The following is a 26,582-nucleotide window of genomic DNA, read 5'->3' as shown; positions in this document are numbered from 1 at the left end:
TCCTATAAAAGAATGGATACTGGATTTTCTAAATACATTTTAACAGTTGATAAAAATTCGGATGCCGGAGCCCCGTCCAGCACGCGATGGTCAAATGTCAGACTGAGTGGCAGGATCGTCCCTTTACATAATTCATTCCCATGATATACAGGCATGTGATCCGCTTTGCCAACGCCAAGAATACCTGCTTCCGGCGGATTCAAAATCGGTGTAAAATGTTCTACACCATAGGCGCCTAGGTTAGTGATTGTAAAGGTAGAGCCTTCAATTTCATCGTGGAGAAGTTTGCCTTCACGTGCTTTTTTGCCATACGATTTGATGCTCTTCGCCAGCTCAATAAGTGAAAGTTTTTCCGCGTGCCGAATAACAGGCACTGCCAGACCGTGATCTAAAGCAGCAGCGATTCCAAGATGTACATGCTCAAAATTTTCGACTCTATCATTCTGATATTGACTGTTCATTGCAGGATGCTCTAGCAGGGAAAGAACCACTGCTTTGGCTACAAAATCGGTCATAGTTAATTTTATATCGTGTCGTCCTGCGGCTGTTTCGTTCAACTCAGACTGTAATGCTGTCAGCTTTGTCACATCCGCTTTCATCGTTATTGTTAATTGTGCACTTGTTTGCAGGCTCTCCATCATTCGCGAGGCAATGGTTTTCCGCATCATGCTGACTGGCTGAGGCTTTGTTGGTTCATTGTGTTGTTTTTCTTTTTCATCAGGAAGTGCCCGAAGCACATCCGCTTTCGTGATTCTCCCATCTGGACCTGTTCCCACTAAAGTATGAATGTCCAGATTAGCGCTTTGAGCAATCTTACGTGCCACAGGGGAGATTTTCTTTCTCTCTTTCTTTTGTTTTGGCGGCAGGTCTTTTACTTTCTTTTCCTCGACCTGTTCATTTCCTTCACCGATATAGCAGATGACCGTGCCAGGCGGTACACCTTCTCCCTCAGGCACTTTTATATCCAATATGGTTCCTTCTGCAGGTGATTCGATCTCCATTTCAATTTTTTCAGAGTTGATGCTTGCAATGCTTTCCCCTTTATTTACGGTTTCTCCGACCTCTTTATTCCAGACAGATACCGTTCCTTCTTTCATTGACATGCCCAATTTTGGCATCACAACCTCGACAGCCATCTCCCTCTCTCCTTTCTTTAGTTCAAGATCTTGTCATGACTCTTTCCAACCATCTCTAATACGGTGTTCACAACCTTTTCAGGTGTCGGCAAATAGATATCTTCAAGCGGTGGTGAAAACGGAACCGGTGTATGAGGAGCCGTCACTTTTTTGATTGGAGCGTCAAGTAAATCGAACCCTTTATCCGCAACCAGAGAAGAAATATCTGCGGCAATTCCGCACCTTGGATTTGCTTCATCTACAATGACAAGCCGATTTGTTTTTTCTACTGAAGTTAGAATGGCCTCTTCATCGAGCGGTGACAAGCTTCTTGGATCAATCACCTCTGCTTCAATTCCTTGGGCAGCTAATTGCTCGGCCGCTTCGAGTGCTGTATGAACTTGTTTACCTACTGCAAAAATGGTCACATCTGAGCCTTCTCTTTTCACATCTGCTTTGCCAAGCGGCAGCGTGTAGTATCGCTCTGGAACATCTCCTGTGATATTGTAAAGCGTTTTGTCTTCAAAAAAGATGACAGGGTCCTGATCCTCGATGGCTGCCAGCAGCAATCCTTTGGCATCGTATGGTGAAGAAGGCACCACTACTTTCAATCCAGGGATGCTTGTAAATAGCGCATACAAGCTTTGCGAATGCTGAGCAGCTGCTCTAAAACCCGCCCCATGTGTCGTTCTGATCGTGATCGGTACCTCTGCTTTTCCGCCAAACATATATCGGAATTTTGCTCCTTGATTCAGCACTTGATCCAGACAGGTGCCGATAAAATCATTAAACATGAGTTCTGCAATTGGTCTTAGCCCTGTGGAAGCTGCTGCCATGGCCGCACCTACATAGCCAGCTTCACTAATCGGTGTGTCAAGAACTCGCTCACGCCCAAACTCCTGAACGATTCCTTTCGTTACACCAAGCACACCGCCCCATGCTTCATCATCCTGTAAGTGATCGACATGAGCGCCTCCAGCAACATCTTCCCCCATTAAAATGACATCCTCGTCTCTTCTCATGGCAAGTTTAATCGCTTCATTTAATGCACTAGACATGCTGATTTCTCTTGTCATTTTCCTCTCCCCCTTTGATTTATTGATACGAAACATACACGTCGGTCAATAATTCGGCCTGATCTGGATATTCACTTTCTTCACTGAATGTAACGGCTTCATCTATCGCTTCTGCTACAGCCGCTTCAATATTTGATAGCTCCCCATTCGTCAGCAGCTGCTGCTTGATCAATTCATTTTTAAAAAGAGCGATCGCATCTCTCTCTTCTTGATGTTCTGTTTTTTCTTGATTTGTTTTGTAACGCTGGGCGTCTCCTTCGAAATGGCCATAATTCCGATATGTCATGCATTCAATTAATGTCGGACCTTCTCCATTTTTTGCTCGTTCAATTGCTTGTTCTGCGGCTTGATAAACGGCCATCACATCTTTTCCATCTACTTGAATCCCAGGAATGTCATAACCGGCCGCTCGATCTACGATTGATTTGCAGCTTGAAGCATAGGAAAATGGTGTCGCTTCCCCGTACCCATTGTTTTCTGCGATGAAAATAACGGGCAGTTTCCAGATGGCCGCGAGATTGATTCCTTCGTGGAAAGTCCCTTGATTGTTTGCACCATCCCCAAAAAAGCAAGCGCTTACATTTTCTGTCTTTTTATATTTAGCTGTGAGGGCTGCCCCGCACGCAAGAGGAAAGCCCCCTCCAACAATTCCGTTAGCACCGAGCATTCCTTTATCAAAATCTGCAATGTGCATGGATCCGCCTTTGCCTTTACAGAGACCTGTTGCTTTCCCATAGATTTCTGCCATCATTCCTTTTAGATCACAGCCCTTCGCTATACAGTGGCCGTGGCCCCGGTGTGTACTTGTAATACTGTCTTTTTCATTCAGATGAGCACAGACTCCTACGGCAACAGCTTCTTCGCCAGCATAAAGATGGACAAACCCCGGCAAAATTCCTTTTGTAAAAAGGGTGTGCACCCGGTCTTCAAATTGGCGGATTTCCTGCATTTTTTGATACATCCATACGGCTTTTTCTTTAGTCAATGCCATTTCCATTTGATAAAACCTCCTATCTTTTTTGCTTGCACTTCTATACAAGCAAAAATCGTGCCAACATGACGACGCATGAACACTTAGGTTTTGAACGAATCATACCGATGAAAAAAGAGACAAAATGAGACATGCGTCTCTTTTTGTCTCAATATGTCCACACATCTATAGAAACAAAAAAAGCATCCCCATAGAGGAATGCTTGTCACAATGAATCGGTTGTTCGCAGCCACTTTAATTTCCCTTTGCAGACGCCGCATACATAACGAGAGGTATCAAACCGTCTTTTCCTTATAAAAGACCGGCCGCATCCTGTGCAAATATATTCATGGCGTTTCTCCGCACGGCGCTTATTTTGTACGGTTTTTAGCGGTGTACAAAAACGCGGGGCTCCTACTTGTTTTAATAACGCTTTAAAATCACGGTCACGATGCTGATAGCCCTTTCCCTCAAGGTGCAGATGATAATGGCACAGCTCATGCTTGATGATTCCGATTAATTCTTCTCGTCCATGCTCCTCTAGGTATCGGCGGTTCAGTTCGATGTTGTGTGTACCAAGTAAATATCGTCCGCCTGTCGTTTTTAGACGGTCATTAAAAACAGCCTGATGGCGGAATGCCTTGCCAAAGAACTGCTGGGAAATGTGCTCTGTTAACTGCTGTAACTCTCTCTCGTTCAATCAAGATCGTTCCTTTCTATAAAAACCTCGAACGGGACAATTTCCCCTATGCATACATTGAAGGTACATCCACTGTTTCGATCAAAGGAGGAATGGGCGATGCCCAACTGGCTGAAAAATCAGATGCAGAAGGCATTTTATGAGAAAAATCATTATCAAATCAAATTGCTGAATCAATGCTGGTACTTTTATAGAAAAAAACATTCAGTCACATCAAGGCACACCCCATCCTAAGGTGCGCCTCGTTTTTTTGTTACTCTGGTTTCAGCATGGAGAGGGCAACGCGGCCTTTTGCCTGGTCAACGGAGTCCACCCATACGGTCACAATGTCACCAACTGATACAACGTCAAGCGGATGCTTCACAAAACGATTGCTTAGCTTGGAAATATGCACAAGCCCATCCTGCTTTACACCAATATCAACGAATGCACCGAAGTCTACAACGTTTCTCACCGTTCCTTGCAGCTCCATTCCTTGCTTCAAGTCTTCCAATTTCAACACATCTGTTTTGAGCAGCGGTTTTGGCACTTCATCCCGTGGATCACGCTCAGGTCTTGTCAGCTGATCAATGATATCTTGAAGTGTAATTGTCCCAATGTCCAGCTGCTGGGCTGCTTCGTCCAGTTTCACTTCAGCAATTTTCTCTTTTAACTGCTCTGTGCCAAGATCGTCTGGCGTCATGTTGATCATGCGTAAAAACTGTTTTGTTTCTTTATAGCTCTCAGGGTGAATACCTGTACGATCAAGCGGGTCTTGTCCATCTGTAATGCGAAGGAAACCGATACACTGCTCATATGTCTTAGCACCGAGCCTTGGGATATCCTTCAATTCTTTTCTGCTTGTGAATCTCCCAATCTCTTCGCGGCGCTTGATGATATTCCCTGCGACGGCTTTTGAAAGGCCTGATACATATTGCAGCAGCGCCTGTGAGGCGGTATTGACGTTTACACCAACTTGGTTGACGACTGTTTCTACCACAAAGGTTAACGAGCTGTTTAATTGCTTCTGGCTGACATCATGCTGGTATTGGCCCACACCGACAGACTTCGGATCAATTTTCACGAGCTCTGCTAAAGGATCTTGTAATCTTCTAGCGATTGAGATGGCGCTTCGCTCTTCGACTTGCAGATCTGGAAACTCTTCTCGTGCCAGCGCTGATGCGGAGTAAACACTTGCTCCAGCTTCATTCACGATCAAATAAGACACCGGCTGATCCAGCTCTTGAATCAAGTCTGCAATGAATTGTTCTGTCTCTCTTGAGGCTGTTCCGTTTCCAATCGCAATGACTTCGATGTTTGATGATTGAATGATCTCTTTGACTTTTTGTTTCGCTTCCGCTTTTTTCTGCACGGGCGGATGCGGGTAAATGACGCCAATATGATGGACTTTGCCTGTATCATCCACGACAGCTAATTTACAGCCTGTCCGAAATGCGGGGTCGACTCCAAGTACACGTTTCCCTTTCATCGGCGGCTGAAGCAGCAGTTTTCTTAAGTTTTCAGCAAAAATATGAATCGCTTGTTCCTCTGCTTTTTCTGTCAGCTCTTTTCGTATTTCTCGCTCGATGGAAGGCTGAATGAGGCGTTTATACGCATCATCGATTGCCGCTTCAATAAACGGTCTCGCCGTCGTCTGTTTGCCTTTTAGAACTTGTTTGTCGAGATAGAAGCGAATATTTTCAGCTGGTGGTTCGATGGCTGCCTTTAAAATGCCCTCTTTCTCCCCGCGGTTGACCGCTAGTACACGGTGCGGAACAATCTTTTTGATTGGCTCTTGATAATCGTAATACATTTCATAGACGTTTTTCTCATCGCTTTCGACGTCTTTTCCTGATGTGACCAGACTGCCCTTTTGGTACGTTTCACTGCGAATCCATTTTCGCATATCAGGATCATCTGCGAGCTGTTCAGCAATGATGTGCTGCGCACCCTCAAGTGCCTCTTCTACATTTGTCACTTCTTTTTCTTCGCTAATAAAAGCAGCTGCTTTCTTCTCGATCTGATCGCTTGGCAGCGTGAGTAAATATTCTGCCAGCGGCTCCAGCCCTTTTGCTTTGGCTACATTCGCCTTTGTTTTGCGCTTTTGTTTGAATGGCCGGTATAAATCTTCGACCTCTTGCAGTTTATGCGCTTGTTCAATTTTCTGTTTTAATTCATCAGTCAGTTTGTCTTGTTCAGCAATTAAGCGAATGACTTCTTCTTTTCGGTTCGTGACATTTTGGATATATGTATAGCGCTCTGAAATGGTTTGAATTTGCACCTCATCCAGTGAGCCTGTCTGCTCTTTCCGATAACGGGCAATAAACGGGACGGTGTTGCCATCCTCTAAAAGCTTGATCACACTTTCAATTTGTTTTGTTGAAAGCTTTAATTCTGTCGCAATTTGTTTCAATAAAAAGTCAGATGTCTTCATACTTTGCATCCTCTCACTGTGTCTTCTCTTTTAGTGTATCAAAAAAACCGGCAAAACAGAAAAAAGGTCAGCTATTTTACGTGAGCTGACCAAGTACATAGGTGAGATCGTCCTTTTTGTCTTGTGTGTATGTTTCAAGCTGTTTGGCGATGTCTTCAACTGAATGTCCATGCTTTAAACACATGCGCATGTTTGGCACATTCAGTCCGTCTGAATACATAATGAATATCGATCCTTTTTCGTAGGGATAGGAGTATGTTTTATATTTTCTAGGTTTTCCTGATAAGTATCCTGATGTCGGGAATGGATAAATATAATCGCCAGAAGGTGCATTCAAGATAAACCGAATATTACCAACCGAACAATAGGTAAATTGCTGCTGGGAAAAATTCACCTTTAATATGGCCACAGTGGCCCCGCGTTTATTTTTCATGGCCTGATTGCATCTGTCGATGAGGGTCGCCACATCCTCATGTCCATATTCTTCGACAATTTCGCTGACTAAAGAAGATGATTCATTGGCGTACTGGCCGCTGCCTAATCCGTCTGCTACAGCACAAATTAGTTCTTCATCATCTGCTTTAATAAAAAAACTGTCCCCGCAGCATGACTTCCCTTCTTTATTCGATTGATAGATAATGGCTTTTACATGCTCATGCTGTTCAATCTGTTTCATTACCCTAGCTCCATAGACGCATCTTCTGATAATGCATCTCGCAGTTTTTTCACTGCCTTCCGCTGCAGTCTTGATACATGCATTTGGGATATACCAAGTAAATCGCCTGTCTCTTTCTGACTCTTATTTTGCAAGTAAGTCAGATTGATAATCTCTTTTTCTCTATCCGACAGCACATGAAGCACACTCTCAAGCATCAATTTTTGGTTCACACGTTCGTAGCCCTCTTCCTGTGAGCCCACAACGTCTAAAATCGTCACAGTACTTCCTTCAGAATCGGCCTCTACGCCTTGGTCAACAGACAGTGCTTGATAGCTTTTGCCCATCTCCATGGTTTCAAGTACTTCTTCTTCTGTTACATCTAGGTATTCTGCAATTTCTTGGACTTTAGGTGACTTCTGTGTCTCTGTTGTCAAATGATCGACTGCCATTTTAATTCTTGGTCCAAGCTCTTTGATCCGCCTTGGTACATGAACACTCCATGTCTTATCTCGTAAAAAGCGTTTGATTTCCCCGATGATGGTTGGAATGGCAAAGGCTTCAAATGATTTACCGACGAGCGGGTCGTATCGTTTAATGGCGCCAAGTAAACCTATCATTCCAACTTGTCTAAGGTCCTCATGAAAGCTTTTTCCTTTAGAATATTTTTTCGCCAGCATATCAACCAAGTTTGTATAGCATTCGACCAGCGTGAGCTGTGCCTGCTCGTCTTGATTGGTTTGATAGCTTTGGATGAGGCGGTCTACTTCATCTTTAGTTAGTTTCATAGTTTTGGATGGTTGTGTCATGGTCAACTCGCTCCCTGTTTAAAAACTTTGTCATCGCCACGGTAACTCCGGAGTTTGCTTGCACCTCGACTTCATCCATCAATGTTTGCATTAAGTATAAACCAAGACCTCCTTCTGCCAATTGATCCACCGTATGAGCAGATGTGTACGGTCCGAGGTCTTCCTGTTTTTGCTTAAAGTCAAAGCTACCGCCTTTGTCAGCGACAATGATTTCTAGACGATCCTCGTAGACAAGAAAGCGAACAGCCACCTCTCCATCTTCGCCGTCTTCACCTTTGTAGGCATGCTGAACTGCATTTGTACAGGCCTCACTGACGGCAATTTTTAAGTCCTCAATCTCTTCATAGGCATAGCCCATCCGGCTCGCTACTCCTGAAAGAGTTAAACGAATGATGCCTACATATTCTGGTTTTGCCGGTATTTTCATCTCGATTAGATCTACTGATTCGTTCATTGTACCCCACCCTCTGACTTTGCAGAAATGTCAATGATGTCCTTTAATCCAGTGATTTCAAACAACCTTACAAGCCGTTCTGACAAGTTCTCAAGCTTTAATGTTCCACCTGCTTTTTGAGCCGCTTTAAACAGCCCAACGAATACACCTAAACCTGTACTATCCATATACGTAACATCCTTTAGACAGATTTCAAGATGCTCTCCCGCCTCAGCTTTAGGCATGAGCGTTTCTCTTAGCTCAGGAGCGGAGTACACATCAATTTCTCCGCTGACACTGATTTTCGTTTTTTGATCTATTTGATGCTCTTTTACAGACATATTCATTATGCATTCACCTCGAAATTCTTGTTTCCTAAAGTTTTATATACCCGCATGTTCACTTTCTAAACCTTTCTTTTGAGAACAAGTAAAGTAAAGTCATCGTGCAGCTGAAAATCCTGCAGTTTGAGTAAGCTGGCGTAGATGGCATCCACCATTTCTTGAGCTGAATAGGATAGGTGCTCTGATATGAGTGTTTTGATGTCCTCCCGCTCTAAGAAACCATCCTCTGACTTGGATTCTGTGACCCCATCAGAGAATAAGATCACCATGTCTCCTGCGTCCAAATGCTTCTCGTACTGTCTGTAGTCAAAGTCTGGTGCGATCCCAAGGACAAGCCCTTTTGCATCTAAATCGTAAAATGTGTTCTCTTTTTTGCAATAGAAAAAGCCCGGCTCATGACCAGCCGATGCGTATTTAAACTCATGCGTTTCTTTATTATAGCTGCCATAGAACATTGTGATAAACATACTTGGGTCTACGTTTTGCTCGACTACACGATTCAGGGTTTTCAGCACCTTTGTTGGGCCGCTCCCTGACTCTGGCAAGGAATCCATCGCATATTTAATCATCGACATACAGAGCGCAGCCGGAATTCCCTTTCCAATGACATCTGCGATCGCGATATTGATTGTATCGTGATCCGTCACAAAGTGGTAATAATCTCCACTCATCTGTTTTGCCGGTACACTAATCGCACCAATATCAAAGGTATCTCCTTCTGGAATTTTCGTTTCCAGAAGGGTTTGCTGAACATTTGCAGCAATTTCGATTTCAGATTTTATTTCTTGCTGGATGCCTCTGAGTGTTAAATGTTCTTGGTAGGCAAGTCCGTACCCAATCATGACTTCAATTAAGAAGTCTAGTGAATGAAAAACATCTTCCGGCAAATCAGGGTAAAGCTCCTGAATCACTTTTCGGTGAACACTCACTATTTCTTCAGGAGGTATTTGATGCTCAATGGTTTTACGGCTAAATTTTTGAGCTTGATAAAGCGATGTTTCAGTTAAATCACTGATATAACGACTGAGCAGCTGATGGTACCGCTGCTCCATTACCTCCTTAAAATCCATGGTTTCCCTCCTAGCGAAGCCACTTAACAGCTTGTATCTCCGTTCCTTGTTCTGGTGCAGAATCTAATTTAAATTCATCCATCAGTCGTCTGACGCCCGGAAGACCTGCTCCGAGTCCACCTGATGTTGAAAATCCGTCTTCCATTACTTTACGTATATCCATGATACCTGGCCCCTCATCGGCTGCGATGACTTTGAGTCCACGCTTTCCGCGCTCCATCACTTCATCTATACAAATCTGACCTTTACCAGCGTATAAATAAATGTTTCGAGCTAATTCTGAAATGGCCGTCGTAATTCTTGCTTGGTCAACTGTTCCAAATCCAAGTTCTTTTGCAACATTGCGCCCCAGTTGTCTTGCTGCGACTATGTCCCATTCCGTCAATATTCTTACACAGGATTGGTCTTTCATATCTATTCCCCCAATTCCCGCTTCAGTGTCTCAAGCCCTTGTTCAAGATCTAGTGCTGTCTGAATTTCTTCAAGCGATATTCCAAGTTCAATCAGCGTCACAGCGACTGCCGGCTGTATTCCTGTTAATACAACTTTTGCTCCCATGAGCTTGGACATCGTGATCACATCACCTAATACCTTTGCAATAAAGGAATCAATCATGTCAACGGATGTAAGGTCAATGACAACACCGTTTGCTCCTGTTTCATGAATTTTATTCAGCAAGTCTTCTTGAAAGTGGAGAGCTGTTTGATCATCAAGCTCCCACTGTATCGAAATCAGAAGACAGTTATATAGTTTTAAGATTGGAATCTTCGGGTGATTTCTCACTGGGTTATCCCTCCAATGAAACAATTTTTCGATTTGTCATTTCCAAAGCAGTTTGAATTCCTTTTTGAAGGGTATTCTTTGTTGTAACTTGAGATAAATCAATTCCAAGGTTCACAATGGTTTGGGCTATTTCTGGACGAATACCGACAAGCAAGCACTTCGCACCTACTAATCTCACAGCCTCTGATGCTTGAATGATATGATGGGCCACCATTGTGTCAACGACAGGTACACCCGTAATATCAATTAAGACGACTTGTGAGCGATGTTTGACGACACCGTTGAGCAGATTCTCCATAATTTTTTTGGCACGTTCTGTGTCGATTGTTCCAACAAGCGGCATGACGGTAATGTGCTCAAATACTGGGATCAGCGGGGCAGAAAGTTCCTGCAGCGCGATTTTTTGAAGGTTGACTGTTTTCTCCCATGAGATGGAATACTGGTTTAAGATCTCGTTATGAATAGGTGTGATGAATCGATCAATTTGCCAGATGAGGTCATGACTTTCTTCTGTTGTATTTTTGTCATCGTTCATTTTTTGATATAAATGAGTACGGATTTCTGTTAGACCATTTGCCAGTAACTTAAGTGATATACCCATTTGAACAATTTTTAAAGCAAAAGTTTGGACTTTTTCTTCAAAATCTTCAGCATACCCTTCTGAAAGAGATGTAATGATTAATTGAACATATTCCGAACAGATGGTTTCATACATATTGTCGTTCAGCATCATGTCCGTTTCCTTTTCTCCGAGTCGTCTAAAAATGTCCGTCCACTCTTTTTGTAATTCCTCTCGATGCTCTCTTGCAAAAGCTAACACGATATGATTCGACATGTTTTACCCCCTACGTACATAAACAGCACTTCTTTTTAGTCTTTCTTCATTATAACGTTAATAAAAATTGAACACAAAAAAAAGTTGCTCCCAAGAGAGCAACCAAATTTCACCATATTAAAAATCAATAAGAGCCAAACTCACTTGTAAGGCTTCATCAACCTTCTCCATCATCTCATCATCAAGATGTGTGATTTTATCTGTCAATCTTTGTTTATCGATTGTACGAATCTGCTCCAAGAGAATGACAGAATCTCGTTCAAAGCCGTAGCGCTTTGCATCAATTTCGACGTGAGTCGGTAATTTCGCTTTTTGTATTTGGGCTGTTATGGCTGCAACGATAGCAGTCGGGCTGAAGCGATTTCCAATGTCATTTTGAATCACCAATACTGGGCGAACCCCGCCCTGCTCGGAGCCAACAACAGGAGATAAATCAGCAAAGTAAACATCACCGCGTTTAACAATCAAATGTTTAACCCCCGCTGACTAATCGCTCAACTGTATTCTCAGCCTCAAATTCTGCGTATTGTGCCTCTGAAGAGATATTCAGATTAATTTTCGCCATCTCCATGTAGCCGCGTCTCATCGATTCACGATTTTGTCGAATATTACGTTCACGAATATACGTTTTTGTCGCTCGGTAGATCAATTCATTTCTTGTTACCTTATCCTGCTCTGCTACTCGTTCGATTTCAGACATCAAAGCCTCCGGTAGTCGAATCTTCATTTCGTTTGTTGCGCTGGATTCAGACAAAAAACATACACCTCCACAAAACTTACGGATACCGTTTCGATCCATTCCAAGACTAATCATACCATTATTCAATGCGCAAGCAAAGCTGTTTTTTCATGATTTCTTATTAGAACATGAAGCGGCTGTTCACCCGTAAATCAAAGATGATAATGGAGTTCCTCTTTCACATTATACGCTTTTTTCCGAAAATCATACGGTATTTCCAAAATCTCTAAAAAAGGGAGAATGTTTACCCCTTTTTTGTCGAATAAAAAGGAACGATGTCAGTTTGACGATCGTTCCTGTGAAAGCTGCTTAGAAAAAGCTTGACCCGCCTTGAAGCAGCGGATTCCGCACATGCACCCTTTTGCCGTCCTCTATATATACTCTTGGGACGCGGTGGCCAATGGAGCAAGTGACTTCATAGTTAATGGTTTCAAGCCTATTTGCAATTTCATCGACTGATACCATTTCTTCACCTTGTCCACCAATCAAAACGACTGGCTCCCCTGCCGGAAGATTCTCTTTCAGTTCAACCATGAATTGATCCATACATACCCTTCCGGCAATCTTCCGGCGCTTTCCGCCAACAAGTACTTCCGTGCCTGCCAGCTTCCGAATCCACCCGTCTGCATAGCCGACTGGTACCGTACCGATCCATGTATCTTGATTAGCTGTATACGTCGCCCCATAGCTGACACTCTCACCCTTTTGAATAAGCTTCACATGGGCAAGCTTTGTATGAAGAGACATGGCTTCTTTCAGCTTGAAAGGAAGTTCATCTTTGATTTCCTCTGATGGTGACAGCCCGTACATACTGATGCCGAAGCGAACCATATTAAACAACACTTCTTTAAACCTTAAACCCGCTGCACTATTGGCACAATGAACGAGCAGCTTCTCCGTATGAAGCGGCTGAAGCAGGGTTTGAAAGGTGTCGACCTGCCGATCAAAATAGTTCTCATCCTTTTCATCCGCGGTCGCAAAGTGAGTAAATACACCTTCCAGCTGTAAATAAGCATGCTCGCTGACAAGCTTCTTTACTTCGCTGACTTGCTCCAACGTTTTCACACCTAAACGGTTCATTCCGCTGTCTATTTTCAAATGAAAACGAATGGGTTGTCCCATCTGCCCTTTCACCATAGCGTCGACTTCCCTCAGCCACTCTATGGAGTAAGCGGTCATGATCACATTGTATCGAACAGCGGTTTTGACATACTCCGGCGGTACTGCGCCGAGTACAAGAATCGGTGCTTTAATGCCTTGATTTCTTAAAGAAATGGCCTCATCTAAAAAGGCGACAGCTAACAAGTCTGCTCCTGCTTTGAGGGCAGCTCTTGCCACTTCTATATCTCCATGTCCATATGCATTGGCTTTCACAACGGCCATCAATTGAACATTTTGACCGATATGATCTTTCATATGTGAAACATTGTGCTTGATTGCTGTTAAATTAATTTCTGCCCATGTGTCTCTATAAAAGGCATTTGTGTCCATCAGTCACACTTCCCTATTGAATGATTCAATCCCTTCATATGATACTAAAAATCAAGAATAATGTGAAACAAATCAAAGAAAATCAGCCCTTGCACAGGGCTGATGCTTCATTTATTAAGGCTTTCCGCCTGAGAACTTCATTTATTTAGCTGACTGGCCTTCTACACTCTTTGCGACCATCAAAAGCTCTTCTTTCGATAGATCACTTGAGGAAATTAAGTAGTCAACTCCGTCAGATGTCCATGAGAGGGATTGATCTGTCAGAACCCCTACTGTCATACCAAGATCGACCGGCTCGCCGTTCATCGTGACAGGCGTAGACGCTTCAGCTACTCGCGCTTTTTCCTGAATGAGTGTGAAGGATTTCTTGCCGCCGTACGTAATCACATAACGCTTCCCAGCATCTGTCGTCATTTCTTTCTCTTCCATCTTCTTCACGCCTTCTGGCATATCAACTGGTGTTTTCACCGCAAAGCTGTCAGATGGGTCTGCACTTGTGGCAACATCCATTTGAGAGAGTGTCATGTTTTTCTTCTCATCAAATGCATCTTTGTCAAAGGATTTATTGAATTCAAAGTGAGAGAATTCCACTTTCACCATTGGCTTTTTGTCGCTATCCAGCACTTTCACACTGGCAGGCGCCATTGTTTTCTTATGAAAGGTAATCTCTTGGGTAGGCAGCATTTGGTTGTGCTGATAATTGGTCTTCGTTTCGAACACATACTTTGACTCTTTCGCTTTGAACTGAGCTGCGCTGTCATTTTTAATATCCTTCACAAGTGATTCGAATAAATAGACCTGACTGCTATTATTCGGCCAATCACTATGGAAACGGAAGCTCTTGTTCAATGAAGGTGTCAGCACAAACACACCATTGCCATTTCTTAAAATGACTTGACTCTGATCCTTTTTCGGATTTTCTAAATAGACACGGTAAAGCTCCGGCTTTTTGTACCAAATTTCTACATGGTACTCCTGCGGGTCATTTCCTGTCTCAATGGTCATTTTTGCTTTGGCTTTGTATGATGTCATTTCCTCTGCCTTTTTGTTTAAATCTCCAACGATATCTTGCTGAGATTTTTGACCGCATGCGGAGAGAATCAGTACAAAAAGGATTCCCGTTACAAGCAAAACAAAGCTTTTTCTCACCCTTTTCAACCCCTTCGTTAATTGTGTTAAAAGGAAGAAACCGCTTGTTTGACTTTAACAGTACGCCTCAAGAGTTAACTGCGTACCGCGAACCATCAAAGCCTGTTAGCAACTCGCCCTTCCTTATCGCACTACCCAATATATGAAGGGGGGACAAACAATATGCAGACTAGCTTGACAACCTTTCAATTAAAACTTGTGCAGCAGCATATTCCTTTGTATGGGTAATGGACACATGAACCTGATCTCCCTCTGCTTTCTTGCTTTTGATGAAGGGTTTTCCCTTATCGTCTTTTTGAATGTCTATGTCATGAAAGCTTAAATGCTGACCGATTCCTGTTCCGTATGCTTTAGCGAAAGCTTCCTTTGCCGCAAAGCGCCCTGCCAAAAATTCCAGCTGTCTTTTTTCATTAAGTGTACGAAAGACGCCCTGTTCACTTAAAGTCAAAATGCGTTCCGGTAAACGAGGCTGTCTGCTGAGTACTCGCGAAAGACGGTCGATCTCTACAATATCAATGCCTATTCCTTTAATCATGAGGTACCTCCTATGATACTCGTACTAATTTAAGTGTTCGCTTCATAAACGTGTTACTATAAACTTACCATTATCTAGTCAAAAGGGGTTTGTTATGTTTATTCGAACGGAGAGCTTTCAACAATTTATTAGATCGTATCCAATCGTAACAGCGATCCTTGTTTTACAAATTGGCCTGTGGCTTATATTTGCGGTTCCTATCCCTATTATACAGCTTGGACAGGATCATCTCGTCGGTTTCAATTATGGTGTAGCGGCTGGAGAATGGTGGCGGCTCGTCACACCTATTTTTCTTCACGGAAGTCTCACGCATATTTTATTTAATTCCATGTCTCTTTTCTTATTCGCCCCAGCGCTTGAACATTTGCTTGGGAAGGTTCGATTTCTGATCATTTATCTTGGTGCAGGATTCATTGGCAATCTCGGAACCTATTGGGTGGAGCCTTTAGAGTATGTACACGTTGGCGCTTCTGGTGCGATCTTCGGTTTGTTTGGGGTTTATCTATACCTTGTCCTGTTTAAACCGCACATGATGGACCGCGGAAATTCACAAGTGATTTTAACGATTCTTGCTGTTTCTGTCATCATGACGTTCGTCAATTCGAACATCAATATCATGGCTCACTTATTTGGATTGATCGGCGGTATGATTCTAGCACCGATTACGCTGCTTTTCCATTCGAAAAAAAGACGCTATTGATCTCATAAAAAATGTCGATCACTCCTCAAGCAGGAGCTGATCGACATTTTTCGTTTAAGACGATTGATTTTTTTCATACGAATACCAATCAAATACACGTGCCGCATCTTCTTCCTCAAGGTGATGCACACCAAAGGAATCAAGCAGCGCAGAGGATTTCACAAAGGTGTGAATACTTGCGACCCGGCCTTTCTTTTGGAAAAAAGATTGCGTCATCGTATAGTTTTGCATTCGTTTTCTCAAGACAATGCCAGTGGTCTTGCCAATGCCTCTTGATGTCATTTGAATCAATGAATCTTTGATTGTATATCCTGATTGTTTATAAGCTAAATAGCCAAAGAATAGAGCTAGTGGTAACGGAATGAGTCCCAAATATCCCCATGGCGGAAAGCGTACCGACAGGATGACACCTACAAGTAACGGCACAAAACCATATGAGATCAGGTAGCGTTTGAGTGAACGTTTTGGCACTTTTTTCAGCTCTGTTTCTGGTGCTACATGATAATGATCGGTGAATTGTGACAGCAATTCATTTATTTTTTTCTTGCGAATGAGCGGAAATAAGACGGAAGAGGTTTCTTTCTCTGTCATTGAACCTCCTGCACTAACAAGCATCACGGTCGCAAAGCCAAAAGGCTCACGGATCATATTCTCTTTGATTTTCACTGCTTGAATTCTCGCAAGTGGAATGGTCATTTGATGTCTCTCGATGAGCCCTCTTGTAATGATGATGTCATTCCCTTTTCGTTTTGCAGCAAAATTTGCATACTGAAGTGCTGTTACCCCAACACTCAGGATCCAAGCGATCAATACGGCAAGAAATATTAAAATCGCATAGATTTCAATGCTCGCATGACTTAAAAAAGAGAACTGCTTGATGAACCCGTCCAAAGGGAGAATTTCATCTATTTGCGTGTAGATGGCGAGACACCCGGAGATAATGACACCAATACCGCTTGAAGTGGTCGCAGCCAAAAGCAATTCTGGCACACCCATACGATAGGAGACATTGATTTCTTCCTGCATAGGTTTTTGCGCAGTCAAATGGCCAGGCAGATCACCTGCTTCATCCGTCATTTCTTCTTCCTGCAAGCTTTTCTTCCGGTTGAAAATCGACTGCTTTAATTGTTCCGCTTCTGCTTTTGTAATCGCGGTCAGGCTCACTTCTGGACCATCCGTTCCGCCTGCCGTTTCGATTTGAACCCGCACTAAACCGAAAATCCGCTGAAAAATGCCTTCACTTGTATTAACCGTTTGAATTCGTTCTAACGAGATATATTTTTTCTTTTTCGTAATCACACCCGATTCCACACGAAATTCATCGTCTTCCATCCGGTAAGTGAATCGTCTCCATTCTAAAATGGTAAAAACGGCTTTCCACAAAAGAAGCACACCAAGAATGATAAATGCATAAAAGCGAATGCTCGAATTCGAGTTCACAAAAATCAACACGAAAAAAGGGATAATGAAGTTTTTGATCATGGATACAGCATCTGCTATAAAATCAATGAACATCGAAATGGGATGTACACGTTTTGGTTCAGACATCATCTTCCGTCACCCTTGCTAAACGAGATATGTAATCACGAAGCTCATCTGCCTCTTCTAATTCTAGCGCTGGTATATCATGAACTGTGGCAGCAGTCGAAATTTGAACAGATGCCAAACGGTAGCGCCTTAAAAGCGGCCCTTGAGATGTATCAACATGCTGAACACGAACCATTGGCACAATGACACGTGTGACGCGAATGAGTCCATGCTGTATTTCAATTTCATTTTCGAATACTTCGTAGCGCCAGATGTGGTGGCGGATTTTTGGTATGAGCCAAATGCCAAAAATGACCTGTAAGACCCATAAACCAGAAAGGATCGCTCCAATCCAATATGGCCATTGAAAATAGTAGCTAGCAACAAATACCCCAATGATGATGAGTAAGAAAATCAATGAGATAATTCCATTTTGAAGACGCCATACCTTTAAACCATTTAAACTAATTTGACGTTGCGGCTGTTTTCTCACATTCTTCCCCCATTCTCTTACTTTTCTATCAATATATTACGTAACAAAGCCTAAAAAGTTTCAATTTCAGCCTGTTAAAAAAAGCGAACCCTGCAAAGGATTCGCTCTTGTATGTTAGTTGTTATAAGATTTCTTTTGACGACGATCGTTAGAAGAACGATTGCGGTCATTTGAAGAACGCTTTTTATCACCATAAGATGAACGGCTGTTCTTACCTTTTCCACGGTAGCCTCCGCCACCGCCGCCGTCTCTGCGTTTAGAAGAGCTGCGGTTGTTACGATGACGTTTAGAAATCATCGGTGCTTCATCTGTTAAACGAACAGGCGTTGCATCCGGCTCTTTTGTCATCATTTTGATCGCAGCTGCAACCACTGTTACAGAATCATGATCTTCCAACAATTCAGCAGCAGCTGTCATGTAGAAGTTCAAGTTGTTTTCACTGATGATTGTGCGTAGACGGTCAACTGTTACTTGCTGTTGTCCTTCAATCGCCTCATCTAGTGTAGGTTCTTTCATACGATCCATTTTACGTTTAGTCGTTTGCTCAATCGCACGAAGCATATCTTTTTCACGTGGTGTGATGAATGTCATCGCCATACCTGTACGTCCAGCACGTCCTGTACGTCCAATACGGTGCACGTAGCTTTCTGGATCTTGCGGTACGTCAAAGTTATACACGTGTGTTACGCCTGAGATATCAAGTCCACGTGCTGCAACGTCTGTTGCGACAAGCACATCGATTGAACCCTCTTTGAATTTACGAAGTGCAACCATACGTTTTGCTTGAGTCAGGTCACCATGAATTCCTTCAGCTGTATAACCTCTAAGGTTAAGTGCTTCAGTCAATTCGTCAACACGGCGTTTCGTACGGCCGAAGACAATTGAAAGCTCAGGTGATTGAATGTCAAGAAGACGAGTCAATGTATCAAACTTTTTACGTTCGTGAATATCCAAATAGAACTGTTGGATGTTAGATACAGTCATTTCTTTCGCTTTTACTTTTACGTGTTCTGGGTTTGTCATGAAACGCTCTGCAATGCGCTTAATTGGTGCAGGCATTGTCGCAGAGAATAAAAGTGTTTGGTGTTCACTTGGTACATTTGAAAGGATCGCTTCAATGTCTTCGATGAAACCCATGTTTAGCATTTCGTCTGCTTCATCTAGCACAACTGTTTCAACGTTTTGAAGACGCATTGTACGACGGTTAATGTGATCGAGTAAACGTCCTGGAGTCCCTACGATGATATGAGGATTTTTCTTGAGCGAACGGATTTGACGGCCGATATCTTGTCCACCGTAAATAGGAAGTACGCGTGCACGCTTGTCTTGGCCGATTTTATATAGCTCTTCAGATACTTGAATCGCTAATTCTCTTGTTGGCGCAATAATAATCGCTTGGATATTTGGAGACGCTGGGTCGATTTTTTCAACCAGAGGAATACCAAATGCTGCAGTTTTTCCTGTTCCTGTTTGTGCTTGTCCGATGACATCTTTATTTTGAAGACCGAGAGGAATCGTTTCTGCTTGAATCGGTGTTGCTTCTTCAAATCCCATGCGGTTAATAGCCTTCATGAGACTTTCGCTTAATTGAAAATCTTGAAACGTTATAGTCAATTTATTCAAACTCCTTCTAATTGCTGTTTCAGTAATCTCGTGAATGATCATTAAAAACTGCCCTTTTCTGAAAGGACAGGTCCATTATATACAAAGCCCGAATTACCCTACCTTATATCTTACCATTACACTATTTGTTTTTCAACAAGACAGAAATGGATATATCTACTGTTCTACAATGACAGATTCACCTTCACTTTGATCTCCGTCCATCCATTTCCACTTTTCAAACAGTTGAATTTTTCCGTTATCCAGCTGCTTTGGAGTGGAATTGCAAGTCCCGCTTCTCATACTGCCGTCCTTGCTTACATGGTGGTATCTAAAATGAAGTGTTCCATCCTCATTCACAGTTCCTACAAGTACGCCTGATATAATACTGCCGCCTTGATATGTGCCCGTTAATATATTCCCGTCCTGACGATATTGAAATATGGTTCCTGCTGATACTTCTCCGTTACTCGAATTAGACTGCGGGATAAAGGTTTTTCCGTCATATTGAAACAACCGAATCAACCACCTTTTCTTTCCTATTGTACCATATGCCTGTCACTCATTCGACAAAAATGATGCAAATTTTAACAAGTGGGATTCAATTTATATTAGTTTAGCCACATTTTAGCTTTTCTATATATTAAATTGCTTTTTTTAGAAAATGTTCTACTTTCTCAAACAATTGCTGGGCACATGGCTCATGACAAACATGATGTTTACAATCGGGCAAATAAAACATTTCTTTCTGGCGAGACGGGACTTTATGATAAATAAATTCTGCACTTGAAGCGGGCACAATTCCGTCGCTTTCACCTTGAACAATTAACACAGGCAGATGAAGCTTCTCAAGCGAATTCTTCGTTTGCTTTACCAGCTTCATAAATTCTATCGCAGCTGACAGCGGCGTGCTTGTGAGCTTATGACGATATCGATCATACAAAGGGTTTGTATCAATTAACCCAGACAGGGACTCCTTTACCATCTGCCTTGTGTCTTGCATCATTTGTTTTGGGTTCACATATTTAGCCGCAGCACTTAATAGGACGAGACGGGCAACTGGGTACTTCGCTGCTAAGTAAGAAGCAATCATTCCGCCCATAGAAAAGCCGATCAAATACACGGTGTCACAAGTTCGATAAAGGGATAGAAGTTCGAGTTCAGCTGTCGCTATCCATTCTTGATAAAGAATGCCTTTTAACTGAAGCTCATCCCCATGCCCCGGAAGCGTGACAGACTGCACTTCCCAATCTGCCGTCTGTTTTAAATATTGCGCCAGCGGTTCTACTTCATAAGGGGCACCCGTAAAACCGTGGATACATAAACAGCCAATCATTCTGTCACCTTCTCACTTTTATAGTGCAGTAATGACTTCTTCCAATTTCATACCGCGTGAGGCTTTGACAAGCACAACATCGTCAGGCCCTGCCACTTCAGCTAGTTTTTTCTTCAGGTCCTCTTTGTCCATAAAGGAGAATACGTGCTCAGCCCCGAATGATTTTTTCGCTCCTTCAGCAATGAATGCACCTAGACGGCCATACGTCATGACATGATCAATAAATTCCGGCTTGATGTAACGGCCAAGTTCATAATGATACATTTCTTCTTCACTGCCCATTTCGAGCATATCTCCAAGTACAAGAATACGATTGGCGAATCCGTCCATATCCCCTACAAGATCAATAGCTGCTTTCATAGAAGTAGGACTTGCATTATACGCATCATTAATGACAGTGATTCCTTTGTCTGTTTTAAACAGCTCAAGACGCATCCCCGTCAATTTCGTTTGCATCAGTCCCTGGGCAATTTGTCTTTCATTCAGCCCAAAATGCTGGCCTATAGCAATAGCAGCAAGTGCATTCTTCACATTATGTTTCCCTAATACAGGAATGAGAAAACCTTGGGCATACCCTTCGACCTGAAATTCTGTTCCTTCTGCAAGCTGGTTGATGTGCGTTACCTTGATATCACAGTCCTCTGCTTCTCCAAAGGTTTTTACACGCTGAGAGAGTGAACTTGCTCTTTCGCGAAGCAAAGGCTCATCACCTAAGTAATAAAAGATGCCGTCTTCTTTTAAGCCTTTTACGATCTCACATTTTGCATCAGCAATGGCTTCTCTTGATCCTAAATCTTGCATATGAGATTCCCCGATATTTGTGATGACTGCTGCATCCGGCTCAGCGAGGTCTGATAAAAATTCGATTTCGCCTTTTGCACTCATGCCCATCTCCAAAACCGCAATATCGGTTCCTTCTGGCATTGCAAGAATGGTGAGCGGAAGACCGATATGATTATTAAAGTTACCGTCTGTTTTATGAACTTGATACGCTGTTTGCAAGACGGAATGAATCATGTCTTTCGTTGTGGTTTTCCCATTACTTCCTGTAATACCGACAACACGAGGGTTTTCTTCTTTTAAGTATGATTTCGCCAGCTGTTGAAGCGCAGCTAGTGTATCCTCTACAAGAATTACTGGAACGCCTTCTGGCGGATTGGCTTCTTTTTGATTCCAAAGAACAGCTGAGGCTCCTAGCTCCACTGCTTTTGAAGCAAATGTATGACCGTTAAAATGTTCTCCGATAAGCGGGATAAACAGGGCGCCGTTTGATACTTTTCGTGTATCTGTTGTCACTCCGTGAATCTGCTCTTCGCCAAAAGCTTGATTAGATAGGGTCCCACCAGCCATTTGGGCGATTTGTTTCACTGTACGTTTGATCATGATTTTTCGCCTCTCTTTCTCATTTCACGTTTGAAGGAAAAGAGACACTACCTAAGGATAGTGTCTGCTTGCTGCTCACATTAAAAAGTTGTTTTAATGGTTTGTTTTTCTTGATGGCGTTCAATTGCAAGTGACACCAGCTTTTCAATTAACTCTGGATACTCTACACCAGTGTGTTTCCAAAGTAATGGGAACATACTAAATGGTGTGAATCCAGGCATTGTATTCACTTCATTGATCAACACTTCACCTTTTTCTGTAAGGAAGAAGTCTGCACGTACGAGACCAGATCCATCGAGGGCTTTAAATGCCTTAATCGCCATGTCATGAATCGTCTTATATTCATCCTCTGACACACTCGCCGGAATGATCAAATCTGTATCGCCATCTTCATATTTTGCTTTGTAATCATAAAAATCTGTTTTAGGCGCAATTTCACCAACGACAGAGCATTTCGGCTCATCATTGCCTAATACACCAATCTCGATTTCTCTGCCAACGACGCCTTCTTCTACGACCACACGACGATCATATTGGAAAGCGAGGTCAAATGCAGTCTGCAGTTCTTCTTTGCTGCGGCATTTGCTAATTCCAACACTTGATCCCATATTGGCAGGTTTCACAAAGCATGGATAGCCCAGTACTTTTTCCACCTGTTCTAAGCTGTCTGGTGTCGCTTTCTCGTAGTCTTTTTTATTGAAAGAAAGGTGCTTTGCTTGTGCAAGTCCTGCTTGTGCAAAAACATCTTTCATCATGACTTTATCCATACCCGCGGCAGACGCGAGAACACCGTTGCCGACATACGGGATATTTAACAGCTCAAGTAATCCTTGCATTGTGCCATCTTCTCCATTTGGTCCGTGCAGCAACGGGAAGACAACATCAATTTTCTCATCAGCCGATGCAGGCTGTGGAAACATGCTTTCATTTAAAGAAGTTGGTAAAAACGTCTTTGCGTTCTGTTCAAATTGAAGCATTTTGACGTTTGATACTGGTTCAGTGAGTTTTTCTCCTCTTAACCATTCACCCTCTTCTGTAATATAAATTGGATGTATATCGAACTTCTCAGTGTTAAGTGCTTTTGTAACTGCAAGGGCTGTTTGCAGTGATACATTATGTTCGGCTGACTTTCCGCCGTAAATCAATCCTAAACTTATTTTCAATGGATACTCCCCCCACTAAAATTCATCTTTACTATCTTATCACTTTCAAGCAAAAATGCTCTAATTAATTTTTGTTGTTACGTAATTGAAATGATTTGTAAAGGTTGTAAGCGCCTCCCGAGCATTTGTATGTCATTCGCCTTTATTTTATATTAAAATGACATTGAAAAGGAGTTGTGACAAATTGAAAAAAATCACAAGTACTGAACAATTCAATGAAATGATTCAATCAGACAAAGAAATCATCGTTAAATTCTTTGCAACATGGTGTCCTGACTGCACAAGAATGGACATGTTCATTCCAGACATCCTAGAAGCTTATGCTCACCATGAATGGTTTGAAATAAATAAAGATGATTTCCCAGAATTAGCTGAAACGTATCAGGTAATGGGCATTCCAAGCCTGTTAATTTTCAAAAATGGTGAAAAAACAGGTCATTTACACAGTGCAAACGCAAAATCGCCTGAAGAAGTGACAGAATTTCTTCAAGAGCACGTTTCTTAATTGATGAAACGAAGGACATCAGCAAACTCTTGCTGATGTCTTTTTTCTTTTTAAATCTCTTCATAAGACGAGCTGCACAGCCAAAACGTTTCAAATTGATGTTTTACTTACGACAAGTCATGACAAAATTATTTCCTGGGAAAGAATGCAGCGTCGAACGAGCTTGGAATATGTCGGTTACGTGAATTTTCTGAATTGAATCTTTACTTCTGACATTTGTCTTTGTATAATGGAATTGCTAATTGAAAATGATTATCAATTTCATCTATGTGAAATCCTATAGACGTCCATTCTTATTAAGGAGCGATGAGTCACATGTCTAAGAAGAAAATTAAAACCTACCAGCAATTGATTGAAGAGAACAAAAAGGCCATCATGCGCGATCCTCAAATGATGGAAAGTATTTACGAAACCATCGACAAAAAACACCAGAAGCAGCTTGCAGCTGCTGGGCGTGAATCATAACTATTAGAGGAGCAGTCATCACTGACTGCTCTTTTGTCTGCTTCAACAAAATAAAAAAGCCGATAAAATCTGTTATTCGATTTTATCGGCTTTTGTTTTAATGTGATTTCGCTACACGGTCCTGCTTCATTCCTAAATAAATGAGCATATATGTGAGATAACCCATTGTCATCGTTAACCCACCGAAGAAAAATTGAGAAAAGACTGGTTCCTCAAATGTCGTGACGGCAGCAAGAACGATCCAGCTCGCATATAAATAGACCATGAACCATTTCATGTTTCTTTTAAGTGTATACAGAAAGAAAAGACCCGCTAACGAAAAGATCCCCAGCGCTAGTCTGAAATAAACAAGGTGATCAAACTGGAAGGCAAAAGACACAAACGAAAACGACAGCAGCAACAAAATTGGTAAAGCCGTAATGAAATTTTTCACGATAGTGCCACCTCCATGACTCCTTCTTATTATAAGACAAAATCAGCCGGTTATCGTGAAATACAGACTCGTTTTCACAAAGATGTCACGAATTTTTCTTGTTATTTGACACAATTTTTACACATTTACATCACGTTTCCAAAAAAGAATCCAAGCCAATCCAATAAAGAAAACAAAATGCGCCCCTACTATAAATAGAGAAAACAAAATGCTCATCCCATGAAAAGGAGGCGGTCCTTGAAAGCTATACTGAGTAAAGTCCGTATTCGCGAAAAGGAGGATTTTCCCCCACTGATTTTCTAAGAGAGACATGATGGGTACAAGTGATTTCGCCGCATATAAAACAAAAAACGAGGTCACAAGGGCAACAAGACTGTTTCTAAACAAACTGGAACACATAAAAGCAAAGCTTGCCATCATGATCACTTCCACCCACTGAGATCCAATGACGGCAAACGTATGCTGAAATAATTGCCCCGTTCTTTCATCAAAATCAGTACCGAAGAAAATAAGACCAAATAGAAAAGCCAAAACATAATAAAAAACAAACAAATAAATGACTGTCAGCACAAGTATGATGTATTTTGACAGAAAAATGTGCAGTCTTGTTTTTGGCCGGATCAATAAAAACTTGATCGTCCTTTTCTGAAACTCTGTTGAAATCAATGTCGCGCCAATAACGACAGCAAGTACCTGCAAAATAAACACGACGTTCGTGGAATAAGCAAAATAGTTCGCGACTGTGTCTTGTCCACCAAAGCTTGATATGACTCGTTTCAAGGTTAGAGCCATGGCTAGTTGAAATACAACGATCAATAAAAGAGCAATGAATGTGATCTTTTTCTTCATGATTTTCTTATGCTCATTCTTGATGAGGTTAAGCATCTGTCGTCCCGCCTTCCGTCCATTTCATAAACGCCTCTTCAATTGACTGCTTTTGAGGCATCATTTCAAGTACATCAAATCCCGCCAGCACAAGCTGTTTGTTCAGCTCTGGCACACGTTCTTTGTTCAGTTGAAGCAGTACACGCGCTCCATTTCGTTCATATGTATAGTCGTGTGCGTCAAGCCATGAGACCGCCTTTTCTACTGGCTGAATATTCATCAGCACCTGCTCTTTCCCCTCCATATCCCGGAGATGAGTACTAGCTTTGATCTGTCCCTTTTGAATGATAATCATGCGGTCACATAGCTCCTCTACCTCATGCAATAAATGCGTCGCAAATAACACCGAGGTTCCTTCTTCCTTTACAAGCATTTGTAAGTGCTCCCGGAATTCCTTCATTCCTGCAGGGTCCAGTCCATTTGTCGGTTCGTCTAAAATGAGCAGGTTCGGCCGATGCAAAATAGCTTGTGCAATGCCAAGCCTTTGTTTCATCCCTAGTGAATACGTCTTGACCTTCTGATGAATGGCATCCTCCAGACGAACTCTTTCCACCACTTCCTGAATGCGTTCCTCGGTCACGCCATCGTGCATCGCTGCATACATTTCAAGGTTTTCAAACCCTGTTAAATACGAATAAAATTCTGGGTTTTCTATGATCGCACCAACAGATGACATCGCCTGGAGAAAATTCTCATCTTGTGAATATCCATTGATTATGATGTTGCCATTGTTTTTTTTCATCAAGCCAACGATCAATCGAATCAAAGTTGTTTTCCCAGACCCATTGGGTCCAAGTAATCCAACAATTTCTCCTTGCCCAATGTCTATAGAAATATCCTGTAAGATCATTTTCCGGCCAATTTGTTTATCGACTTTTTCTACTTTTAAAACAGCAGACTGCAAAGTAGTTCCTCCTTCTGATGTAAACCTATGGCGGCATGTATGGCCGCTCATTCTGTTAAAAGTATATCA

32 protein-coding genes are annotated in these 26,582 nt (G+C 42.3%); 4 read left to right on the top strand and 28 right to left on the bottom strand.

Features of this window, described 5'->3' with window-relative positions:
• Positions 1–2 precede the first annotated feature (2 nt).
• The 4 genes from BAE31_RS14530 to BAE31_RS14515 form a co-directional block, all read right to left on the bottom strand.
• Entirely contained in the window at positions 3–1,136 is a 1,134-nt protein-coding gene (locus tag BAE31_RS14530; RefSeq protein WP_076840778.1) for a dihydrolipoamide acetyltransferase family protein, read from the bottom strand.
• 17 nt (positions 1,137–1,153) lie between these two features.
• Entirely contained in the window at positions 1,154–2,191 is a 1,038-nt protein-coding gene (locus BAE31_RS14525; RefSeq protein ID WP_034622614.1) for an alpha-ketoacid dehydrogenase subunit beta, read from the bottom strand.
• A gap of 19 nt (positions 2,192–2,210) precedes the next feature.
• Positions 2,211–3,188, bottom strand: coding sequence for a thiamine pyrophosphate-dependent dehydrogenase E1 component subunit alpha (locus BAE31_RS14520; protein WP_076840777.1), 978 nt, complete (start codon positions 3,186–3,188; stop codon positions 2,211–2,213).
• A 199-nt stretch (positions 3,189–3,387) separates the two neighbouring features.
• Positions 3,388–3,861, bottom strand: coding sequence for a SprT family protein (locus tag BAE31_RS14515; RefSeq protein WP_076840776.1), 474 nt, complete (start codon positions 3,859–3,861; stop codon positions 3,388–3,390).
• A 99-nt stretch (positions 3,862–3,960) separates the two neighbouring features.
• On the opposite strand from BAE31_RS14515, the gene cmpA reads away from it, so the two are divergent.
• Positions 3,961–4,095, top strand: coding sequence for a cortex morphogenetic protein CmpA (gene cmpA / locus BAE31_RS19505; RefSeq protein ID WP_008346893.1), 135 nt, complete (start codon positions 3,961–3,963; stop codon positions 4,093–4,095).
• Positions 4,096–4,114: 19 nt separating this feature from the next.
• On the opposite strand, the gene BAE31_RS14510 is transcribed toward cmpA, so the two are convergent.
• The 14 genes from BAE31_RS14510 to acpS all read right to left on the bottom strand — a co-directional run bounded on the left by BAE31_RS14510 (position 4,115) and on the right by acpS (position 15,117).
• A complete protein-coding gene (locus BAE31_RS14510) occupies positions 4,115–6,274 on the bottom strand; it encodes a Tex family protein (RefSeq protein WP_076840775.1) in 2,160 nt (719 codons plus the stop codon).
• Positions 6,275–6,350: 76 nt separating this feature from the next.
• Complete coding sequence (locus BAE31_RS14505) at positions 6,351–6,950, bottom strand: PP2C family serine/threonine-protein phosphatase (RefSeq protein ID WP_076840774.1); 600 nt, start codon at positions 6,948–6,950, stop codon at positions 6,351–6,353.
• Positions 6,950–7,738 (bottom strand): RNA polymerase sigma factor SigB, encoded by a 789-nt coding sequence (sigB, locus tag BAE31_RS14500; RefSeq protein ID WP_024425394.1) that lies wholly within the window; start codon positions 7,736–7,738, stop codon positions 6,950–6,952. The genes BAE31_RS14505 and sigB overlap by 1 nt, the downstream gene beginning before the upstream one ends.
• A complete protein-coding gene (gene rsbW / locus BAE31_RS14495) occupies positions 7,704–8,192 on the bottom strand; it encodes an anti-sigma B factor RsbW (protein WP_024425393.1) in 489 nt (162 codons plus the stop codon). Before rsbW ends, sigB begins: the two co-directional genes overlap by 35 nt.
• Positions 8,189–8,518, bottom strand: a complete 330-nt coding sequence (locus BAE31_RS14490) for an anti-sigma factor antagonist (protein WP_024425392.1) — start codon at positions 8,516–8,518, stop codon at positions 8,189–8,191. Before BAE31_RS14490 ends, rsbW begins: the two co-directional genes overlap by 4 nt.
• Positions 8,519–8,577: 59 nt before the next feature.
• Positions 8,578–9,585: a PP2C family protein-serine/threonine phosphatase gene (locus BAE31_RS14485; protein WP_024425391.1), complete on the bottom strand. Its 1,008-nt coding sequence runs from the start codon at positions 9,583–9,585 to the stop codon at positions 8,578–8,580.
• A 10-nt stretch (positions 9,586–9,595) separates the two neighbouring features.
• The gene (locus BAE31_RS14480; RefSeq protein ID WP_024425390.1) at positions 9,596–9,997 is read right to left on the bottom strand and encodes an anti-sigma regulatory factor; all 402 of its coding nucleotides are present in this window, start codon (positions 9,995–9,997) and stop codon (positions 9,596–9,598) included.
• Positions 9,998–9,999: 2 nt separating this feature from the next.
• Entirely contained in the window at positions 10,000–10,368 is a 369-nt protein-coding gene (gene rsbS, locus BAE31_RS14475; protein WP_003214235.1) for an RsbT antagonist protein RsbS, read from the bottom strand.
• Positions 10,369–10,372: 4 nt separating this feature from the next.
• Positions 10,373–11,203 (bottom strand): RsbT co-antagonist protein RsbRA, encoded by an 831-nt coding sequence (locus BAE31_RS14470; protein ID WP_076840773.1) that lies wholly within the window; start codon positions 11,201–11,203, stop codon positions 10,373–10,375.
• A gap of 117 nt (positions 11,204–11,320) precedes the next feature.
• Positions 11,321–11,671 (bottom strand): type II toxin-antitoxin system endoribonuclease NdoA, encoded by a 351-nt coding sequence (gene ndoA, locus BAE31_RS14465; protein ID WP_024425388.1) that lies wholly within the window; start codon positions 11,669–11,671, stop codon positions 11,321–11,323.
• Positions 11,672–11,675: 4 nt separating this feature from the next.
• Positions 11,676–11,957: a hypothetical protein gene (locus tag BAE31_RS14460; RefSeq protein ID WP_003214273.1), complete on the bottom strand. Its 282-nt coding sequence runs from the start codon at positions 11,955–11,957 to the stop codon at positions 11,676–11,678.
• A 294-nt stretch (positions 11,958–12,251) separates the two neighbouring features.
• Positions 12,252–13,433 (bottom strand): alanine racemase, encoded by a 1,182-nt coding sequence (gene alr, locus BAE31_RS14455; RefSeq protein ID WP_076840772.1) that lies wholly within the window; start codon positions 13,431–13,433, stop codon positions 12,252–12,254.
• Between the two features lie 141 nt (positions 13,434–13,574).
• Positions 13,575–14,591: an outer membrane lipoprotein-sorting protein gene (locus BAE31_RS14450; RefSeq protein WP_139336391.1), complete on the bottom strand. Its 1,017-nt coding sequence runs from the start codon at positions 14,589–14,591 to the stop codon at positions 13,575–13,577.
• A 160-nt stretch (positions 14,592–14,751) separates the two neighbouring features.
• Positions 14,752–15,117, bottom strand: coding sequence for a holo-ACP synthase (acpS, locus tag BAE31_RS14445; RefSeq protein WP_076840770.1), 366 nt, complete (start codon positions 15,115–15,117; stop codon positions 14,752–14,754).
• Between the two features lie 94 nt (positions 15,118–15,211).
• Between acpS and BAE31_RS14440 the strand changes: the two genes are divergently transcribed.
• Positions 15,212–15,817, top strand: a complete 606-nt coding sequence (locus BAE31_RS14440; RefSeq protein WP_076840769.1) for a rhomboid family intramembrane serine protease — start codon at positions 15,212–15,214, stop codon at positions 15,815–15,817.
• A 54-nt stretch (positions 15,818–15,871) separates the two neighbouring features.
• On the opposite strand, the gene BAE31_RS14435 is transcribed toward BAE31_RS14440, so the two are convergent.
• The 7 genes from BAE31_RS14435 to BAE31_RS14405 all read right to left on the bottom strand — a co-directional run bounded on the left by BAE31_RS14435 (position 15,872) and on the right by BAE31_RS14405 (position 23,321).
• Positions 15,872–17,368, bottom strand: a complete 1,497-nt coding sequence (locus BAE31_RS14435) for a PH domain-containing protein (protein ID WP_076840768.1) — start codon at positions 17,366–17,368, stop codon at positions 15,872–15,874.
• Complete coding sequence (locus BAE31_RS14430) at positions 17,358–17,837, bottom strand: PH domain-containing protein (protein WP_024425383.1); 480 nt, start codon at positions 17,835–17,837, stop codon at positions 17,358–17,360. Before BAE31_RS14430 ends, BAE31_RS14435 begins: the two co-directional genes overlap by 11 nt.
• Positions 17,838–17,951: 114 nt before the next feature.
• Positions 17,952–19,451, bottom strand: coding sequence for a degradosome RNA helicase CshA (gene cshA / locus BAE31_RS14425; protein ID WP_024427371.1), 1,500 nt, complete (start codon positions 19,449–19,451; stop codon positions 17,952–17,954).
• Positions 19,452–19,616: 165 nt separating this feature from the next.
• Complete coding sequence (locus BAE31_RS14420) at positions 19,617–19,955, bottom strand: avidin-fold protein (protein ID WP_046313963.1); 339 nt, start codon at positions 19,953–19,955, stop codon at positions 19,617–19,619.
• A gap of 127 nt (positions 19,956–20,082) precedes the next feature.
• Positions 20,083–20,775 (bottom strand): alpha/beta hydrolase, encoded by a 693-nt coding sequence (locus BAE31_RS14415; RefSeq protein ID WP_041107465.1) that lies wholly within the window; start codon positions 20,773–20,775, stop codon positions 20,083–20,085.
• Positions 20,776–20,793: 18 nt separating this feature from the next.
• Positions 20,794–22,158 (bottom strand): UDP-N-acetylmuramoyl-tripeptide--D-alanyl-D-alanine ligase, encoded by a 1,365-nt coding sequence (locus BAE31_RS14410; protein ID WP_041107467.1) that lies wholly within the window; start codon positions 22,156–22,158, stop codon positions 20,794–20,796.
• An 80-nt stretch (positions 22,159–22,238) separates the two neighbouring features.
• Positions 22,239–23,321, bottom strand: coding sequence for a D-alanine--D-alanine ligase (locus BAE31_RS14405; protein ID WP_041107469.1), 1,083 nt, complete (start codon positions 23,319–23,321; stop codon positions 22,239–22,241).
• Between the two features lie 184 nt (positions 23,322–23,505).
• Between BAE31_RS14405 and BAE31_RS14400 the strand changes: the two genes are divergently transcribed.
• The gene (locus tag BAE31_RS14400) at positions 23,506–23,826 is read left to right on the top strand and encodes a thioredoxin family protein (RefSeq protein WP_076840767.1); all 321 of its coding nucleotides are present in this window, start codon (positions 23,506–23,508) and stop codon (positions 23,824–23,826) included.
• A gap of 315 nt (positions 23,827–24,141) precedes the next feature.
• The gene (gene fbpB / locus BAE31_RS14395; protein WP_065215285.1) at positions 24,142–24,291 is read left to right on the top strand and encodes a Fur-regulated basic protein FbpB; all 150 of its coding nucleotides are present in this window, start codon (positions 24,142–24,144) and stop codon (positions 24,289–24,291) included.
• A gap of 97 nt (positions 24,292–24,388) precedes the next feature.
• Here the strand turns inward: fbpB and BAE31_RS14390 are convergent, their stop codons facing one another.
• From BAE31_RS14390 to BAE31_RS14380, 3 genes are all read right to left on the bottom strand, one after another.
• Positions 24,389–24,724 (bottom strand): hypothetical protein, encoded by a 336-nt coding sequence (locus tag BAE31_RS14390; RefSeq protein ID WP_017366657.1) that lies wholly within the window; start codon positions 24,722–24,724, stop codon positions 24,389–24,391.
• Positions 24,725–24,841: 117 nt separating this feature from the next.
• Positions 24,842–25,609, bottom strand: a complete 768-nt coding sequence (locus BAE31_RS14385; RefSeq protein ID WP_076840766.1) for an ABC transporter permease — start codon at positions 25,607–25,609, stop codon at positions 24,842–24,844.
• Positions 25,602–26,513, bottom strand: a complete 912-nt coding sequence (locus BAE31_RS14380; protein WP_076840765.1) for an ABC transporter ATP-binding protein — start codon at positions 26,511–26,513, stop codon at positions 25,602–25,604. The genes BAE31_RS14385 and BAE31_RS14380 overlap by 8 nt, the downstream gene beginning before the upstream one ends.
• Between the last annotated feature and the right edge of the window lie 69 nt (positions 26,514–26,582).

This window comes from Bacillus sp. I-2 (assembly GCF_001974945.1).
In the GTDB taxonomy this organism is placed as follows: Bacteria; Bacillota; Bacilli; order Bacillales; family Bacillaceae; genus Bacillus; species Bacillus safensis.
This window is presented reverse-complemented; position numbering and strand designations above follow the sequence as displayed.